The following is an 18,345-nucleotide window of genomic DNA, read 5'->3' as shown; positions in this document are numbered from 1 at the left end:
GGGCGACGACCGGGACCGGCCGCCACGGGCGGTGAGAGTGGAGCAGGCCGCTCTAGGTGAGGGCCACGGGGTTGAGGGGCGAGCCGACGGCGCCGGTGATCGGCAGCGGCGGGGCCGAGAGCAGGAACTCGTAGCGCCCCTGGGCCGCGCAGTGCTCGGCAAGCTCGTCCAGGGCCCACATCTCCCCGATGAACAGGCCCATGTTGGGGATCACGATCTGGTGCAGGGGCTGGAAGGCGTCGTCGAACTCGTTGGGCCGCACCTCGAACCCCCACGTGTCCGTCGCGACGGCAGCCACCTCACGCTCGTGCAACCAAGGGGCGGTGGCGAACGACAGCCCCGGGGCGGGCCCGCCGGCGTAGTGCCCCCACCCCTCGCGCCGGGTGCGGGCGTACTGGCCGGTGCGGATCAGCAGGATGTCCCCGCACCCCACCGCCGCGGTGGCGCCCTGGGCCTCGATCGTGGCCTCAAGGTGGTCGGCGGTGATGGCGAACCCGTCGGGCAGCTCCGGGCGCTCCGCCCCCAGCTCCTCCTGCAGCGCCCGCCCCAGGTCGAGCAGCACCCCGCGGCCGACCAGGTGGGCCGCGGCGGTCTGGATGCCGGTGACCCGGTCCCCCTCCGAGGTCACCACGGCCCCGGCGCGGCGGCCGTTCCAGGCGCGGCCGCGGTCGAAGATGTGCCCCAGCCCGTCCCACTGGGTGGAGCACTGCAGCGGCATGGCGATCACGTCGTCGGCCCCGCCGAAGCCGTGCGGGAAGCCCTGCTCCCCGAACTCGGCGTCGGTGCCGGTGTCGGTCATGGTGTGCACCGGGTTGGTCCGGCGCCGCCATCCGGTCTGCGGGCCGTCGGTGTCGAAGGCCTGGGCCAGGGAGAACACCCGCCCGGTGCGCACCAGCGACGCCGCGGCCGCGCGCTTGGCGTCGTCGATGTAGTTCAGCGTGCCCAGCACGTCGTCGGCTCCCCAACGGCCCCAGTTGCGGCACTGCTCGGCCATGGCCTCGATGCTGCCCATCGCGTCGGTGCGGTCCACGCGCTCTCCTCGCTCGTCCGTCGGTGCGGAGCCGCCGGCCGCCAGGCTCCCCGGGTGGGGACGAGCCGATCGGACCGCTCCTGTGATCCCAGTCACCCACTCTCTACGAGGAGGGCTGGGGGCAGAAGTCACGCCCTCGAATGGCACCTATCCACCCCGTCGATAGTCGCGGGAGAGGTGGTGCGACGGACGGGCCTTCGGCAGCACATCGGGCACCGCACGTCTTTCTCGCATGGCTGCCACCGGGCGCCATCCACGGCAGGCATACCTGGTATCCGGGGGACCCGATTCCTCCTGTGCACGTCTGCCCGGACAGTGATGTGCATCACCACCCACGAGCGTGTGGGCCTGCCCATCTTGGAGGGAAAGTTCCATGGACAGCATCTCGAGCGGCCCGGCGACACGGACCGCGCCTACCATCCCGGACAGCCGGCCGCGGGCGGGGCGGCTGCCGGCAGTACTCCTGCTGGCCGGCAGCTGCATGCCCGTGCTCGGCGCGGTGCTGCTGGCTCCGGTCCTGCCGTCGATGACGCAGGCCTTCGCCGGCACTCCCGGCGTGGAGATCCTCGTGCCGGTGGTCCTCACCGTGCCGGCGCTGATGATCGCCCTGCTCGCCCCCGTGGCGGGTGTGGTCGCCGACCGGGTGGGCCGCAAGAACCTCCTGCTGGGAGCGATGGTGCTCTACTCGGTGTTCGGCACGATGCCGCTGTGGCTGGACTCGCTGACGGCGATCGTGGGCTCCCGGGTCGGGGTCGGGATCGCCGAGGCGGCGATCATGACCGTGTGCACCACCCTGATCACCGACTACTACACCGGCAGGCAGCGCGACAAATACCTGGGCATGCAGGTGCTCGTGGCGTCCCTGTCGGCCACCGCGTTCTTCGCCCTGGGCGGGGCGCTGGGTGCCCAGGGCTGGCGGGTGCCGTTCTGGCTCTACCTCTCCGCAGCGATCGTCGCGGTGCCCATGGCCTTCGTGCTGTGGGAGCCCGTCAAGGACGCCCAGAAGGCCGGATCCGCCCCCGTGCCGTGGCGCCAGGTGGCCGTGCCCTCGCTGGTGACGCTGTTCGGCGGGATCGTCTTCTACGCCCTGATCGTCCAGCTGCCCTACGTGCTGACCAGCCTGGGCGTCACCGACGTGGCGGTTCTCGGCGCCGGCACCGCCGTCGCCTCCCTGGCCACCGCAGTGGGCGCCTTCTCCTTCCGGTTCACCGCCCAGCACGGCCCGGCGAAGCTGCTGCCGGTGGCCTTCGGCCTGGCCGCGGCCGGGCTGATGATCATCTGGTTCGCCGCCTCGGTGCCGCTCGCCCTGGTCGGTGCCGTGGTCACCAGCGCCGGCACCGGCCTGCTGCTGCCCACCCTGCTCACCTGGGCGGTGTCCGGCCTGACGCTGGAGCAGCGCGGCCGTGGCACCGGCATCTGGACCGGCTCGCTCTACATCGGCCAGTTCGTCTCCCCGATCCTCCTGGGCATCGGGGCGGCCGCCCTCGGCGGCCTGCCCGTGGCACTGGGCGGGCTCGGGGTGCTCGCCGCTGTCGCCGCCGTGGCCGTGACCCTGGGCCGTCCCCGGCGGGGGATCTCCCCGGAGTGACGTCCCCACGGGTTGCGGCACCAGGTGGAGGTCTCCCCGCTCGCCAAGCCGCCCGGATGCCCCGCCCGTGTTGACCGGGGCATCCGGCCGCACCTGCTCGAAAGGCCTCCTCCGCGGCGCCCCGCGCCCTCCGCGCGTCAACTTCCGGTGCTGCGGCGTGTTCCCACGACCCTTGATGTGAGCCCGAAAGTCATCGCGTGGGCCGCCGGATGCATCAGGGTCGACAGGCACCGCCATGACGCGTGTCCCCTCCCCAGGACGCCGTGCGACGCCGACATGCCTGGTAGGTGAGCCACGGAATTCCGCCCTGCTACCACCTCCAGAACAGTCATCCCCACCGCGCTCTGCGGGCAGTCGTCACCACCGAGGGGGAACGCCCCCAGGGCGCCGTCTCCACCAAGAAGCACCCGCCTCCGGTCCACGCCACCTGCCGGCGGACGGATCGGGGACCGTGCCTGACCTCTGAGAGAAAGGGTTCCTCGTGAGCCGTTTTGTCCGATCTGGACGAATGAGAAGTCTGTCGCTGGCCGCTTTGGCCGTTCCGCTGTCCCTGGCCTTAGGTGCTGGCGTCGTGGCCCCCATCTCGACCCAGGCCGAGGACGGCCGCCGGGCGACCAGGGCGGACGACCGGGTGAAGAACGATGAGGGCAATCACGGCAAGCCCCCTGAACTGCAGGCGCGCGTGAAGAAGAAGCTCACGGTCAAGGGCCGGACGTTCAAGGACCTCAACGCCAACGGGGCCCTGGACCCCTACGAGGACTGGCGGCTTCCGGTGGAGCGGCGGGTCGAGGACCTGGTGGGCCGGATGACGCTGGAGGAGAAGGCCGGGCTGATGCTCATCGACACTCTCAACGCCGAGTGCGACCAGCCCACCGGCACCCGCGGGGTGCTCGGCCCGTCCGCGGCCGACTACGTGAACACCCAGCACATGCACCGGTTCATCCTCCGCAACACCGTCACGAGCCCGCACCAGGCGGTGTGCGGCACGCCCGGCAACCCCTTCGTGGCCTCCACGAGCCTGACCCCGGGCGAGACCGCGGCGTACCTGAACTCCGTCCAGGAACTGGGCGAGGCCACCCGGCTGGGCATCCCGGTGCTCTACAAGTCCAATGCCCGCAACCACATCGACCCCGACGCGAGAGCCGGGATCAACGAGTCCGCCGGCGCGTTCACCGCCTTCCCCAAGGAGGCTGGCATCGCCGCAGCCGCCCTGGGCGCGGAGTCGGCGAGGACCGGTGAGGCGCCGACCACCGGGGACATGTCCGTGGTCGAGGACTTCGCCGAGGTGATGGGCGCGGAGTGGGCCTCGATCGGGCTGCGCGGGATGTACGGCTACATGGCCGACCTGTCCACCGAGCCGCGCTGGTACCGCACCCACGAGACGTTCACCGAGGACACCGACCTGGGCACGAACATCATGGGCACCCTGGTCGAGGGCCTGCAGGGCCCGGTCGGGGCGGACGGGTCCTCGCTGAGCCCGGACACCTCCGTGGCGCTGACCATGAAGCACTTCCCCGGCGGCGGCCCGCAGGAGCTGGGCCTGGACCCGCACTACTCCTTCGGCAAGACCCAGGTCTACCCCGGCGACGCCTTCGGGGAACACCTCAAGCCCTTCGAAGCCGCCATCGACGCCGGGGTGTCCTCGATCATGCCCTACTACGGGGTGCCCGTGGGGGTGACCCACGAGGGGGTGACCTACGACCAGACCGGCATGGCCTTCTCCGGGCAGATCGTCAACGACCTGCTGCGCGACAAGCTCGGCTTCACCGGCTACGTCAACTCCGACACCGGGATCATCACCGACCGCGCCTGGGGACTCGAGGAGAACACCGCGCCCGAGCGGGTGGCGGCGGCGATCAACGGCGGCACCGACACCCTCTCGGGCTTCCACGACGTGGCCACCGTCACGGACCTCGTCGCCGACGGCCTGGTGAGCGAGGCCCGCGTCACCGAGGCCGCGAAGCGGCTGGTCGAGCCGCTGTTCCGGATGGGATTGTTCGAGAACCCCTACGTCGACCCGGCGGCCGCGGAGGCGACCATCGGCAACGACGCCCACCGGCAGGCGGCCCTGGACCTGCAGCGCAAGTCCGCCGTGCTGCTGCAGAACCAGGACACCGGTGACGGGTCCAAGGCCCTGCCGCTGAAGGAAGGCGCCGACGTCTACGTCCTGGGCGACATCAACCCCGACACGGTCGAAAGCTACGGCTACGACGTGACCGACGGCAACACCGCCGACCCCGCCGACCGGCCCAGCGCGGCCGGGGCCGACCAGGTGGTGATCTCCGTGACCGCGAAGAACGCCAACACCGCCGGCTACGCCAGCGACGACCCCGCCACCGGGCTCAATCCCGAGCACACCAACCCCATCGTGCTGCCCGGGGCCAAGGGCCTGGACGGGCACAGCCCGTACGGGGCCGCCGACGCGTGCGTGGCCCACGGCGCCCAGAGCTGCACCGACAGCGGCCTGCGCTTCGGCGGGTCCTTTCCCTGGGAAGCCTCCAGCCTGGACTTCACCTCCATGGCCACCGCCGAGTCCTGGCAGGTCACCCCGTCCCTGGACACCATCCAGCAGGTCATGGACGAGGTGGGCGACCCCTCCAAGGTGATCCTCCACGTCTACTTCCGCCAACCCTTCGTGCTGGACGAGGCCAGCGGCCTGCGCGAGGCCGGGGCGATCGTGGCCGGGTTCGGCATGACCGACACCGCCCTGCTCGACGTGCTCTCCGGGAAGGTCGCTCCGCAGGGGAAGATGCCCTTCGCCCTGGCCGGCACTCGCAAGGCCATCGAGGAGCAGTACGGCGACCTGCCCGGCTACGCCGAGACCACCGACGGGGAACTGTTCCCCTTCGGCCACGGCCTGACCTACGAGAACCACACCGACACGGACTGACCCGGTAGCATCCGTCCCATCGGACCAGCGCGAGCGGAACGGGAACAGCGCCAGCGCGCTTCAGTCTCCGCCGGGAATCCCTGGGACGTGGCGGAGCTCGTGCGTCGATCATGTGCCACCAAGACGTACGGCCCCGATCCCCAGTCATCGCACGGGACAGGTGCGGGGAGCAGGAACGGTCTCGTACCCGGCGACTATCTCATCGGCTGCGGGTCCGCTTCGAATCGGCGTCTGCGCATCGTGGCCCGCGCTCCACGGAGTGCCGTGCCATGTCGAAGGTCTCCTGAGCTGAGGGCACCGGGCCCGTCCGGGGTCTCGTGACGGAACACCTCGCCGGGAGCAGTCTTCACGGGGCGCGAGAACGCCAACGCGGCAGGCCCCGTGATGGTCCCTGGCGACGCTCAGGAGGCGAGGGGGTGAGCGGGTGGGCGCTGACGGCCGGCGACATCTCCCCGGGCAGCTCGGGCCGGGCAGTCCTTCGCCGGTCCGGTCGAGATCAAGGCCGCCACGGCCCCGACCGCCGCCCGCGCCAAGCCCGGGGTCGGGGGACGACCGTCGCCACCGCACCACCGGCTCCGCCGGCAGTCCACCTATCCCCGTCGAGGAACAGAGCACTGGGTGGGGCGGTGTGGTCCTAACGGTGCAGGGTGGCGGCCGGGGGCTCGCCGTGGACCTGGCGGTAGGCGGTGGCAAAGCGGCCGGGGTGGGCGAAGCCCCACCGGGCGGCCACGGTTGCCACCGTGGTGACGGCGGGATCGGCGGCGAGCAGGTCGGCGCGGGCGGCGTCCATCCGCGCGGCCCGCAGGCAGTGCAGCGGGGTGATGCCCAGGTGCCGGCGGAAGGCTGCCTGCAGCCCGCGGGGGCTGAGCCTTGCAGCCGCGGCGATCTCGGCCAGTCCGATGTCGGTGTCCAGGTGGGCGTCGATGAACGCCACCGCTCGCCGCACCGCCGCCGGGTGGGCCGGCTCGGGCGGGGCCGGGGAGGGCTGGTCCAGAAAGGTACTGGGGAAGGTGTGGAGCAGGGCGGTGGTCACCGTGCGCACCAGCTCACCCGCCAGGATGGGGGAGGCCATGATGTCGTCGTTGGGCAGCGCCTCGTGCGCGAGGTGACGTGCGGTCCTCGCCCAGTAGGTGCCCATGGCCGGGCTGACCGGGCAGTGGCCGGTGAACGTCAGGTGGAAGTCCTCCCGGCCCAGCAGCGCCCGCGCGTGGCCGAGGACCACGGCTTCCTCCACGGTCACGGTGGCCAACTCCGGGTCCTCCCACCGCCCGGCGTAGGGGCGGGAAGGAAACAGGAACGCCGCCGCCCCGGCCACCTCCTTGGCTCCGGCGCGGACGGTGAAGCGCCCGTGGGCGAGGTGGCCGATGCGGATCAGGCCGGTGCCGTCGTTGACGCCCGTCCCGCTCAGCCCGGCCAGGCGCACCTTCTGCACCCCTACCGGGCCGGCCTGGACCGTGGCCAGGCGCAGATCGAAATCCTCCGCCGTCAGACGGCCCAGGTGCAGGCGCCGATAGGCCCGTTCCAGTGCCGCGCACCCCTGCTCCGGATCCCGGGTGACCAAGGACGACCGGTCCACCCCTGCCCCCATTGCGCCCATGGGGGAAGGCTACGACCGTCCCAGATGCTGGTCGAGCCCCGCACCCCCGCCCGCTGTGCCACCGGCCGCCGCGACCCCTGGGCGGCCGGTCATCAGCCCAGCGCACCGGCTCCGGGTGGTTCTGGGGCTCCGCCGGGTCGAGGCCCTCGGACGGCACCCGGTCTGGCGGTGGGGGCAGGATCCTCCACGCCCAGCGACACCGGGGTGTCCGGGGTCGTGCACGTGCGCGGGCCGCGCTATGACTGGTCGACCCGCGAGGAGGCCGGCGTCCACGCCGATCCCGTGGCCGGGGATCCCACCGCCGGGGACGCCGTGGCCGCGCTCGCCGCCCGGTGGGGCTTCGCCCACCCCGGCCGGTTCGCCACCGCCTACCGGGCCGCCTACGGGTTCACCCCACGGAGGACCCTCGACCAGTAGCACCACCGCCGGCCAACCCGGGACCGGAATGCACCATGAGCCCACCGGCACCGTCACGGCATCACATCGGGCTCTACCTGATGCCACGCCGAGGGGCAGCGTCATCGACGGCCGCGGAGAGCGGCATCAGTGGCCCGGTGTCCGGCGGTCGTGAACTCGCCACGCCGGAAGTCGTCCATGGTTGCGGACCCCGGGCCCCTCCGGCGTGCGCGGAACGGTGCGGTGGAAGCTGGTCGCCCAGCCGTCATGCCCCGAGGCGTGCCGCAAAGGGTTCCCCGGCGGGCATCGCCGACTCGGTGGCCGCACGCCGGGCCGCTGGCAAGGACCGTGGACCAATGGCGCACCCACAGCAGGTCTGCCACCGGACGGGGCATTCGTTCAACACGGGCCGCCAACGCTTGGGGACCCGTGTTGCTCTCGTCAACGTCAGTCGGGGAGGCGGGTGCCGGTGGTGGCGTCGAACAGGTGCAGGCGGGTGGTGTCGGGGGCGACCCACAGGGTGGTCCCGGGCCGGGGCGGGGTGCGCCCGGCGACCCGGACGATGATCTCGTGGGCCCCCGGACCCTCCTCGGCGCCCGCCGCCCCCGCCTCCGCCTCCGCGCCGGCGGTGGCGGTGGGGTCGATCTGCACCACCGTGTGCGCGGCGGTGACCGGGGCGAGGTGGCCGTAGACGAACGCGTCGGCCCCGAGCTCCTCCACCACATCGGCCACGATCGGCAGCCCCGTGCCCTCCGGGGCCGGGGCCAGGTCCTCCGGGCGGATCCCCACGGTGACCTGCCCGCCGGTCAGCGCCGCCTCCTGCTCCCGGCTCAGCTGGACCCGCACCGTGCCGAACACCGCCGCCCCGGCCCGCACCGGCGCCCGGAAGAGGTTCATCGCCGGGGAGCCGATGAACCCGGCCACGAACTCCGAGTTGGGCCGGTCGTAGAGCGCCCGGGGGTGTCGACCTGCATGAGGTGCCCGTCCTTGAGCACGGCCACCCGGTCGCCCATGGTCATCGCCTCCACCTGGTCGTGGGTGACGTAGACGGTGGTGACCCCCAGCCGGCGGGTGAGGGAGGCGATCTGGGTGCGGGTCTGCACCCGCAGCTTCGCGTCCAGGTTCGACAGCGGCTCGTCCATGAGGAACACCTGCGGGGAGCGCACGATCGCCCGGCCCATGGCCACCCGCTGGCGCTGGCCCCCGGACAGGGCCTTGGGCTTGCGGTCCAGGTAGGGGGTCAGGTCAAGGATCTTCGCGGCCTCCTCCACCCGGCGCCGTCTCTCCTCGGCACCGACCTTGGCGATCTTCAGGGCGAAGCCCATGTTCTCGGCCACGCTCATGTGGGGGTACAGGGCGTAGTTCTGGAACACCATCGCGATGTCGCGGTCGCGGGAGGGGACCTCGGTGACGTCGCGGTCGCCGATGAAGATCGACCCGGCGGTGACCTCCTCGAGTCCGGCGAGCATCCGCAGCGTGGTGGATTTGCCGCACCCCGACGGGCCCACCAGCACGAGGAACTCCCCGTCGGCGATCTCCAGGTTCAGGTCCGTCACCGAGGGCCGCACGGCCCCGGGATACTGACAGGTGACGTTGGCGTAGCGCACAGCAGACATGATCAGTTGTTCCTTTCAGCAGCCCCAGGGCGTGGTGACCCGTATCGGCAGGGGATGAGTGGGAGCCGGGGTGGCCATGAGTGAGGATCAGGAGGTGGCCAACCACACGGTGTGGTTGGGCGGCAGTCGGCCATCAGGGAGAGGGCCGCTGCAGATGAGGACCTCCGCGCCCTCGGGCAGCGGACAGGAGGTGTCGGAGAGGTTGACGAGGCACCGGACCCCGGCTCCTCTGGTGAAGGTCAGGCACTGGAACGGGGCGGCGGCCCAGGCGAAGTCGGAACCGCGCAGCCCGCGGTGGGTCCGGCGGATGCGCAGAGCCTGGCGGTACATCTCCAGGGTCGAGCCGGGGACCCCGTCCTGGGCCTGCACCGACAGCTCCCCGAACACGGGGGGCTGGGGGAGCCAGGCTCCGGCCTCGCCGAATCCGAAGGAAGTGCCCGTCCGGGTCCAGGGCAGGGGGACCCGGGCGCCGTCACGGCCCTTGAGGGTGTGGCCGGTGCGTTCCCAGACCGGGTCCTGCAGAGCGTCGTGGGGGATGTCGGGGACCTCGGGCAGGCCCAGTTCCTCGCCCTGGTACAGGTAGGGCGAGCCCGGCAGGGCCAGCATCATCAGCGTCGCCGCCCGCGCCCGGTCCCGGCCCAGCCGGGTGTCGAGCACCGGGTGGCGGCCGTCGCTGATCAGCCACTCGTCCGGGTCGGTGTCCTCGGGCAGGCCCAGACGGGAGGCATGTCGGGGCACGTCGTGGGAGGACAGCACCCAGGTCAGCCCCCCACCGGCGCCGGCGTGCCCGGCGATGGCCTGGTCGACCACGGCCCGGAAGCGTTCGGCTCCCCACTGGGACTTCAGCAAGGAGAAGTCGAAGACCTGCCCGAGTTCGGTGGGGCGGGCGTAGAGGTAGGTCCGCTCGTTGGCCGGGGACCAGGTCTCGGCCACGGCCATCCGGGGCGGGTCGTACTCGTTGAAGACCTGGCGCCACTCCTGGTAGATGATGTGCACCTCTTCACGGTCGTAGAGCGGGTCGGTGCCGTCCAGGGGCAGCATCCGGTCCAGGTTCGGCTGGTCCCGCAGCGGGTGGGAGAGGTCCTTGGCCAGGGAGTGGGCCACGTCGATGCGGAACCCGTCCACGCCCCGGTCGGCCCAGAATCGCAAGGTGTCCTTGAAGTAGGCGCGGACCTCCGGGTTCTCCCAGTTCAGGTCGGGCTGCTCCTTGGCGAACAGGTGGCAGTACCACTGGCCGTCGGCGACCCGTTCCCAGGCCGGTCCGCCGAAGTGGGAGACCCAGTTCGACGGAGGGGTGGTCCCGCCGGGTCCGGTGCCGTCGCGGAAGATGTAGCGGTCCCGGGCCGGGGAGCCCACCGGGGAGGCGAGGGCTTCTTGGAACCAGGGGTGCTGGTCGGAGGTGTGGTTGGGGACGATGTCGACGATGATCTTGATCCCCAGACCGTGGGCGGTGGCCACGACCTGGTCGAAGTCGGCCAGGGTGCCCAGGCGCGGGTCCACGTCGCGGTAGTCGCTGATGTCGTAGCCGCCGTCGGCCAGCGGGGAGGGGTAGAAGGGGCTGAGCCAGATCGCGTCCACGCCCAGCTCGGCCAGATAGGACAGCCGGGACAGCAACCCGCCCAGGTCGCCGATGCCGTCGCCGTTGGAGTCGGCGAAGGACCGGGGGTAGACCTGGTACACGACCGCGGTGCGCCACCAGTCCGCGTCAGCGACAGCGGCGGCAACGGTGGCAGCGGCGGACAGGGTGGGGGATGAGGACATGAGGGCTCCGTCCGTAGAAGAGAAGCGATGGAAGGGGATGGGAGTCGCGTGGGAGAGAGGAGGGGTCCGGTGCGGGGAGTTCAGTGGTTCACTGGTTGCCGCAGGTCCGTCGGTGGACGCGGGCCTCCCACGGTCGCAGCAGCCCCTCGTCACCGGGGACGACGACGTCGGGGCGGTTGCCGATCAGCAGCTCGGCGCCGGCCCAGCCGCCGGGGAGGTCGGCGCGGACGTCGTCGCCGGAGACGTTGCAGACCACCAGCAGCTCGACGTCGCCCAGCCGCCGGGTAAACGCGTAGACCTGCTCGTGGTGGGGGACCAGCATCGTGAAGTCGCCCAGGGCGACGACAGGCTCGGTGTGCCGCAGCTCGATGAGGCGCCGGTAGTGGTGGAAGACGGAGTCCGGGTCGGCCCGGGCGGCCTCGGCGTTGACCACGTCGTGGTTGGGGTTGACCGCGATCCACGGGGTGCCGGTGGTGAACCCGGCGTTCGGGCCGGAAGTCCACTGCACGGGGGTGCGGGCGTTGTCCCGCCCCGTCCAGCGCAAGCCCGCCAGCACGGTCTCCGCATCCGCGCCGGCGGCCACGGCGTGGCGGTAGTGGTTGACGGACTCTATGTCGCGGAAGTCCTGGATCGAGTCGAAGGGCGCGTTGGTCATCCCCAGATCCTCGCCCTGGTAGACGTAGGGGGTGCCCCGGTGCAGGTGCAGCAGGGTGGCCAGGCACGTGGCGGAGGCCACCCGGTGGGCGGGAGAGTCGTCGCCGAAGCGGGAGACCACCCTCGGCTGGTCGTGGTTGTTCCAGTACAGGGAGTTCCACCCGACCTCCTCCAGGCCCTCCTGCCAGCGGCCCAGGGAGGCCTTCACGTCGGTCAGGCGCAGTGGGCGGGGGTCGAACTTGCCCCCGGGGCCGTGGTCGAGGTCGACGTGCTCGAACTGGAAGACCATGTCGACCTCGGCCCGGGCCGGATCGGTGAACAGCACCGCCTCCTCCACGGTCACCCCGGGCATCTCGCCCACGGTGAGGAGCTGCCGGTCCCGGTGGGCGAAGACCTCCTGGTGCATCTCCTGGAGGAACTCGTGGATCCGCGGCCCGCAGATGTAGGAGGCCGAGCCGTCCCCGTAGGGGGAGCCCTCCACGGGGCGCCCGTCGTGCAGGTGCCCGTCGGGGCCGACGTCCTTGCTGATCATGTTGATCACGTCCATCCGGAAGCCGTCGACCCCCCGGTCCAGCCACCAGCCCATCATGGCGTAGACCGCCTGGCGGACCTGGGGGTTCCCCCAGTTGAGGTCCGGCTGTTTGGGGGAGAACAGGTGCAGGTAGTACTCCCCGGAGGCTTCGTCAAGCTCCCAGGCGGGCCCGGAGAAAGCACTCGCCCAGTTCGTGGGCTCCGCCCCCGCGGCGCCGGCGGCCATGTCAGGGCGGGGCCTGCGCCACCAGTACCAGTCGCGCTTGGGGGAGTCGGGGGAGGAGCGGGACTCCACGAACCAGGGGTGCTCGTCGGAGGTGTGGTTGACCACCAGGTCCATCACCAGTTTCATGCCGCGCCCGTGCACGGCGGCCAGCAGCTCGTCGAACTGCTCGAGGGTGCCGAAGGCCGGATCGATGTCCTGGTAGTCGCTGATGTCGTAGCCGTTGTCGTCCTGCGGGGAGCAGTAGATCGGCGAGAGCCAGAGCACGTCCACGCCCAGGGCCTGCAGATGGTCCAGGTGGGCGAGGATCCCACCGAGGTCCCCGATCCCGTCGCCGTTCGAGTCGGCGAAGGAGCGGGGGTAGATCTGGTACACCACGGCGTCGGACCACCACGCCGGGGCGGTGGCAACGGTGGTGGCGGTGGGCAGGGCGGGGGTCGAGGGCATGAGGGCTCCGTCCGTGGAAGAGAAGCTGTGGGCAGACGCGGAAGGGTCGGTTGCGGTGGTCGCCGGCGGCACCCTGGGGGTGCGCCGGTGACCACCGGCGCGTTGGCTCAGCCCTTGACTGATCCGGCGAGCATCGCCTTGACGATGTGGCGCTGGAAGAAGAGGAAGACCAATATCATCGGGGCCATGATCAGCAGGGATCCGGCATTGAGCAGGACCACGTCGGTGGAGTACTGACCGACGAAGTTCTGCAGGGCACCGGCCATGGTGCGCTTCCCCGGGTCGTCCATCAGCACGATCGCCAGCAGGAACTGGTTCCAGGTGGAGATGAACATCAGCAGCGCCAAGGACGCGATCGAGGGCAGGGCCAGGGGCAGGTGGATGGCGCGGAAGGACTGCCAGGCGCTGGCCCCGTCCATGCTGGCGGCCTCGGAGAGCTCGGCCGGGGCGTTGAGGAAGTGCGCGCGCATCCAGAACACCGCGAACGGCATGTTCAGGGCGATCAGCGGCAGTACCAGTCCCAGGCGGGTGTTGAGCAGGCCCATGTCGCGGATCTGGTAGTACAGCGGGACGATGGTGACCTCGAAGGGCAGGGTCAGCCCCAGCAGCAGGAGCATGAAGAGGATCGCCCCGCCCGGGAGGCGCAACTGGCCCAGAGCGTAGCCGGCCATGGTGGCCAGCAGCACCCCGACGGGCACCACGCCGAGCACCAGCAGAAGGCTGGAACCGGCCAGGGTGGTGATGTCGGCGACGTTCCAGGCGTCGATGAAGTTGTGCCACTGGGGGTCCGCCGGCCAGCTGAGGCCCAGCGGGACGGACCCCTGGGGCTGCAGCGCGGTGGAGAGCATGCTCAGCAGCGGGAAGATGGAGAAGGCCATGGTCAGCAGCAGCAGGGCCACCCCGGGGATCTGGGTGCTCTTGGAGGTTCGCATGGTCACTTCTCCCGGAACAGTCGCTGGAGGGGCAGGATCACGGCCAGCACCAGGCCGCTGAGCACCAGGGCCAGGGCCGAGGCCAGTCCGATGCGGGACTCGGTGAAGCCGAGCTGGTAGACCTGCACGCCGGGGACCATCGTGGAGTACCCGGGCCCGCCCTGGGTGGACATGAACACGATGTCGAAGCTGGCCAGGGCAGCGATGATGGTGATGGTCACGCACACCCCGATCTCCTGGCGCAGTCCGGGCAGGGTGATCGCCCGGAAGGTCTGGAAGAACCCGGCGCCGTCGAGCTTGGCCGCCTCGTAGAGGGAGGTGTCGATCTTGCCGATGCCCGACATCAGCAGGATGGTGCAGAACCCGAGGTTGATCCAGGTCCCGATCAGTCCCACCGCGGGCAGGGCCCAGGTCGGGTCTCCGAACCAGGCGTGGGTCACGGCCTCCAGTCCGATGACCGACAGGAGCTGGTTGACTGCGCCGGTGGTGGCGTACATCCAGCTCCAGGCGATCGCCGCGGCCGCGGCCGGGATGACGTAGGGGATGAACAGCAGGGTCTGGGCCAGCTTGCCCAGGCCCTTGCTGCGCAGTTCCCGGATCAGCCCCGCCACCAGCAGGGCGATCGAGACGGGGATGACGGTGAAGAAGATGACCAGGAAGAAGGCGTGCCAGATCGAGGACAGCAGCTGCGGGTCGGTGAACACCCGCACGTAGTTGTCCAGGCCCACGAACGTGGCCACGGTGATGCCGTCCCAGTCGTAGAAGGAGTACTGGATCGAGGCGGCCAGCGGGCGCAGCACGAACACCGCGTACATGAGTGCCGCCGGGGCCGCGAACAGCCATCCGCTCCAGTTCCTCTTCCGCCTGCGCGAGCGCGGTGCCTGCCCGTCACGGTCGGCCTGCCCCGCCTGCCCCGCCGGAACGGGGTCAGGCCGGGTCAGGCCTTGCAGCGGTCCGGTGGACCCGTCCAGGGAGCTCATCGTCCCAGCTCGTCCTCGTACTTGGTCTGGACCGCGGTCAGCATGTCCTCCGGGGTGGTGGATCCATCGACGAGGCGCTGGGCCTCGGAGTTCCAGGTGGTGGTCAGCCCGTTGGTGGCGTTCTGCACGAACTGGACCTGCCCGTCGGCTTCCACCAGCTGCGCGAAGGAGTCCTGGATCTGGGCCTTGACCGACCCCTCCTCGGTCGTGGGCACCGCACCGGTGCCCGAGGGGGCGAAGCCGGCGTCGGCGACCACCTGACGGGCCTCCTCGGAGCGCAGGAAGTCCAGGAACGCCGCAGCGGCGTCCTTGGCGTCGGAGCCGGCCGGGATCGCGAAGTTCGACGCCGGGTCCGACATCGTCGCAGGCTCCTGGCCCTCGAGGGCGGGAGGCAGGAAGAACCCGACGTCCTCTCCCATCTGCTCGTCCAGGGCGGCAGCGTCCCAGTTGCCGGAGGCGTAGAACAGGGCCTCGCCGTTGGCGAACCGGCCCAGCGCCGCGGTGGCGTCGGTGCCGTTGGTGTCGGCGGGGAAGTACCCGGACTCGGCCCAGTCCTGGATCGTGGACACGGCCTCGGTGGCCTCGGGGGTGGTGATCGTGGCGTCCGGGGCGTGGAAGACCCAGTCGTTGACCGCCTCGGCCCCCAGGGCGTTGTTGAGCATCATCTGAGTGCTGGTCATGATCTGACCTGTCTGGTTGCCGGCCATGATCGGGACGAGGTCGGCGTCCTTGGCCTTGGCCAGCAGACCCTCGAGCTCCTCCATGGTCCGCGGGGGCTCGGTCATCCCGACCTTCTCGGCCAGCTCCTTGTTGTAGTAGAAACCGGTGACGGTGAAGCCGTCGGCCATCGTGTACTGGGAGCCCTCGCCGCGCACCCCGTCCTCGTTCACCCGGTACTGGGCCAGCTGGCCTTCGGGCAGCTCGCCCCAGCTGTAGGCCTCGGCGTAGGCGTCGAGGTTGGTCAGCAGACCGTCCTCGGCGACGTCGGACAGGGCGATCACCCGGGCGATGTCCGGCGGGTCGTCCGAGGCCAGCACACGCGGGGCGTTCTGGGCCTGCACGTCATCGGGGTCGTAGCGGCCGGTGATGGTCACGTTCGGGTGCTTCTCCTCGAACGCGGCGATCAGAGCCTCGTCCTTGGCCTTCAGCCCCGCCCCGTCGTAGAGGGTCAGCTCGACGGGCTCCTCACCCAGGTCGGTGGAGACCTCCGCCGGGGCAGCCTTCGAGGCGGCCGGCTGGGAACCGCTGCCGGGAGGTGCGCAGGCGGCCAGGGCGAACAGGGCGCACGCCCCCACCCCCAGAACACGCAGTTTCATTCCCACGGTGCCCGCGAAATCGGGGGCCACCAGACGCTCAGTCATGGAGCTTCCTTCCCGGAAGAGTCGACGCGCCCCACCGTTTCGGAAGCGCTTCCGAATATGATGTGCGACACATGCCAGCGAGTCAAGCCTGACCCTTACCGAGTATGGGCATGGTCGCAGCAGTCCAGTGCTGTTCCACTGTTTTTCCATTTCGTTGTTGGGAAGCGTTTCCGATGGATCTACACTGAGGCCATGAACTCCTCGAAAGCCGTCGGCCTGGCTGATGTGGCCCGTGAGGCCGGCGTGTCCCTGGCCACTGCCTCCCGGGCGCTCAACAGCGCCTACGGGGTGGCCGCGGCCACCCGGGAGCGGGTCGCCGAGGTTGCCCGGCGGCTGGAGTACGTCGCCTCTCCGGAAGCCTCCCGCCTGGCCACCGGGACCACCCGCACGATCGCCCTGGTCGTTCCTCACCTCGATCGGTGGTACTTCGGTGAGATGGTCAGCGGCCTCGAAGAAGTCCTGCGCGAGGCCGGCAACGACGTGCTGATCTACCACGTCGGCGATCCCGAAGGCCGTCACGCGTTCTTCGAGCACCTGCCGGCCCGTCGCAAGGTCGACGCCGTCGTGGTGGTCGCCGTTCCGGTCACCGACCACGAGCGGCGCCGCCTGGAACTGATGGGGGTCACCATCGTCGCCGCCGGCGGCCAGGACGCCACCTACCCCTACGTTTCCGTCGACGACGCCACCGCCGTCCGCCAGGCCACCGAGCACCTGCTGCGCCTGGGGCACCGCCGGATCGCCATGATCACCGCCGTCGATCCTGACCGCACCGATCAGCCGGCCCGCCGCGGACGCACCAGGGGCTTCTACGAGGCCATGGCCGCGGCCGAGGTCCCCGTTGACGAGGAACTGGTCGTCACCACCACCTGGGGCGGGGTCCAGGCGGCCGAGGCCATGGAGAAGCTGCTCAGCGTCCACGAGCTCCCCACTGCCGTGCTCGCCCACTCCGACGAGATGGCCCTGGGCGCGATGCGCACCATCCGGCGCGCCGGGCTGCGCGTGCCCGAGGACATCTCGGTCGTCGGCATCGACGACCACCCCTTGGCGCAGCTGGTGGACCTCACCACCGTCCGCCAACCCGTCCGGGACCAGGGCGTGCAGGCCGCGCACCTGCTGCTGGCCCTGCTGCGCGGAGAGCACCCGGATCTGGCGCAGAAACTCCCCACCCGCGTCGTCGTACGTGCCACCACCGCCGCCGTTCCCCAGCAGGAGCCCCGCCCACCCCGTCCGGCCACGCGTGCCACCCCCCAGTGACCGGAGCTCACGGAACACCGTCAGCCTGCTCGGACTGGCTGGGGTGCGGGACCTCGGATGCGGTCCAGCTCGCCCTCGGTCGCATCAACCACTGACTCGCGGGTCCATGCTTCACGGACCCGGCGTTGCGACAGGGGTTCCTGTGCGGGCCTCACGGTCGATGCGGAACATGCTGGACTCCGCCCAGCAGCCGTGAAGCCGGGGAGCGACGGCAGTGGCGTTCACCCCGGCCCGCCTGGCGGCAGCGACCTGGGCCCGCATCATGCACTCGGCCGTGGCCCGGTGTCGCATCCTCCGGCTACTGGCGGTACCCTCCCGGTGCGGACATCACCTCACCACCGCCGCTCATCCTGTGGGGCCCGTCAGCGCAGCATGTCCCCTCCCCGAGCAGGGTCGGTGCAGGCGCCGGCCCGCCCGCCCCCGCCGAAGAGCTCGTGGGGCTGCGCGGCGACTACGCCGATTCCGCAGCGGCCGACGACGACACCATCGCCCTGGCCCTGTGCCGCCTCGCCCGGCTGGACCGGAGCCGGTGGGCAGCCGGCCCGGCCGGCCCTGCGAGGGGTCAGGGCGCGTGCGGGGGCACGGTTTCTACCGGGGGATGGGAGCCCGCGATCGCGGGGCGGCGCGGGTGAGCTGGACGCGGGCGCCTGCGGCCGGCTCGTGGGCATCCGGAACCGTGGCGGCGCGCTGGGACTGCTGCCGGGCCCGCAGCAGCGCCTCGCTCTGACGCCTCCAGCCGTCCTGGTGCTGCTCGAAGCGCGGGACCAGCCCGGCGATCGCCAGCACGAGGCCCAGTGCCACCATCGCCACCGCCAGCTCGTGCGGGGAGTGGCCTCCCAGGATCGTGCAGCACATCCCGGCCATTCCCGGTGCCGTCAGCAGCACGCCGGCGGCGACGGCCACGTCCCCCACCTGAATTCTCATCTGCAAACCTCCTGTCGACGAGACTAGACCTTTGTCCAGTGCGGGACCGCGTCGTGGCCCATTGTGACGTGTCTACAACTGGTGGGGCGGTCCTTGCTCGTCCTGCGGCGGCTGTCACGGCGTCGGTGCTGTCCGGGCGGGTCCCCCGGCCGGAGGACCCG

Annotated in this window: 12 protein-coding genes and 1 pseudogene; 4 read left to right on the top strand and 9 right to left on the bottom strand. The window is 71.1% G+C overall.

From position 1 onward, the window contains the following. Positions 1-52: 52 nt before the first annotated feature. On the bottom strand, positions 53-1,012 hold the full coding sequence (locus tag ACYSMR_RS02100; protein ID WP_461747998.1) for a cyclase family protein: 960 nt from the start codon (positions 1,010-1,012) through the stop codon (positions 53-55). A 391-nt stretch (positions 1,013-1,403) separates the two neighbouring features. Here ACYSMR_RS02100 and ACYSMR_RS02095 point away from each other — a divergent pair, with 391 nt between their 5' ends. Together ACYSMR_RS02095 and ACYSMR_RS02090 are read left to right on the top strand one after the other, a co-directional pair. Next, a complete protein-coding gene (locus tag ACYSMR_RS02095; RefSeq protein ID WP_461747227.1) occupies positions 1,404-2,618 on the top strand; it encodes an MFS transporter in 1,215 nt (404 codons plus the stop codon). Positions 2,619-3,126: 508 nt separating this feature from the next. Next, positions 3,127-5,508 (top strand): glycoside hydrolase family 3 protein, encoded by a 2,382-nt coding sequence (locus ACYSMR_RS02090; protein ID WP_461747226.1) that lies wholly within the window; start codon positions 3,127-3,129, stop codon positions 5,506-5,508. A gap of 634 nt (positions 5,509-6,142) precedes the next feature. Here ACYSMR_RS02090 and ACYSMR_RS02085 read toward each other — a convergent pair. Next, the gene (locus tag ACYSMR_RS02085) at positions 6,143-7,105 is read right to left on the bottom strand and encodes an AraC family transcriptional regulator (protein WP_461747225.1); all 963 of its coding nucleotides are present in this window, start codon (positions 7,103-7,105) and stop codon (positions 6,143-6,145) included. A gap of 168 nt (positions 7,106-7,273) precedes the next feature. Here ACYSMR_RS02085 and ACYSMR_RS02080 point away from each other — a divergent pair, with 168 nt between their 5' ends. Continuing rightward, positions 7,274-7,522 (top strand): hypothetical protein, encoded by a 249-nt coding sequence (locus tag ACYSMR_RS02080; RefSeq protein ID WP_461747224.1) that lies wholly within the window; start codon positions 7,274-7,276, stop codon positions 7,520-7,522. 426 nt (positions 7,523-7,948) lie between these two features. Here ACYSMR_RS02080 and ACYSMR_RS02075 read toward each other — a convergent pair. The 6 genes and pseudogenes from ACYSMR_RS02075 to ACYSMR_RS02050 form a co-directional block, all read right to left on the bottom strand. Continuing rightward, a pseudogene (locus tag ACYSMR_RS02075) lies at positions 7,949-9,117 on the bottom strand (ABC transporter ATP-binding protein). An 87-nt stretch (positions 9,118-9,204) separates the two neighbouring features. Next, on the bottom strand, positions 9,205-10,878 hold the full coding sequence (locus ACYSMR_RS02070; protein ID WP_461747223.1) for a glycoside hydrolase family 13 protein: 1,674 nt from the start codon (positions 10,876-10,878) through the stop codon (positions 9,205-9,207). 88 nt (positions 10,879-10,966) lie between these two features. After that, positions 10,967-12,733 carry a glycoside hydrolase family 13 protein gene (locus ACYSMR_RS02065; RefSeq protein WP_461747222.1) on the bottom strand — a complete coding sequence of 589 codons (1,767 nt, stop codon included), beginning with the start codon at positions 12,731-12,733 and terminating at the stop codon, positions 10,967-10,969. A 107-nt stretch (positions 12,734-12,840) separates the two neighbouring features. Next, positions 12,841-13,665, bottom strand: a complete 825-nt coding sequence (locus ACYSMR_RS02060) for a carbohydrate ABC transporter permease (RefSeq protein ID WP_461747221.1) — start codon at positions 13,663-13,665, stop codon at positions 12,841-12,843. Between the two features lie 2 nt (positions 13,666-13,667). Further along, complete coding sequence (locus ACYSMR_RS02055) at positions 13,668-14,645, bottom strand: carbohydrate ABC transporter permease (RefSeq protein ID WP_461747220.1); 978 nt, start codon at positions 14,643-14,645, stop codon at positions 13,668-13,670. Further along, positions 14,642-16,006: an ABC transporter substrate-binding protein gene (locus ACYSMR_RS02050; RefSeq protein ID WP_461747219.1), complete on the bottom strand. Its 1,365-nt coding sequence runs from the start codon at positions 16,004-16,006 to the stop codon at positions 14,642-14,644. The genes ACYSMR_RS02055 and ACYSMR_RS02050 overlap by 4 nt, the downstream gene beginning before the upstream one ends. 192 nt (positions 16,007-16,198) lie before the next feature. Between ACYSMR_RS02050 and ACYSMR_RS02045 the strand changes: the two genes are divergently transcribed. Further along, entirely contained in the window at positions 16,199-17,260 is a 1,062-nt protein-coding gene (locus ACYSMR_RS02045) for a LacI family DNA-binding transcriptional regulator (protein ID WP_461747218.1), read from the top strand. 588 nt (positions 17,261-17,848) lie between these two features. On the opposite strand, the gene ACYSMR_RS02040 is transcribed toward ACYSMR_RS02045, so the two are convergent. Continuing rightward, positions 17,849-18,184, bottom strand: a complete 336-nt coding sequence (locus tag ACYSMR_RS02040) for a hypothetical protein (protein ID WP_461747217.1) — start codon at positions 18,182-18,184, stop codon at positions 17,849-17,851. Between the last annotated feature and the right edge of the window lie 161 nt (positions 18,185-18,345).

Source organism: Kocuria sp. U4B (assembly GCF_054875615.1).
This window is presented reverse-complemented; position numbering and strand designations above follow the sequence as displayed.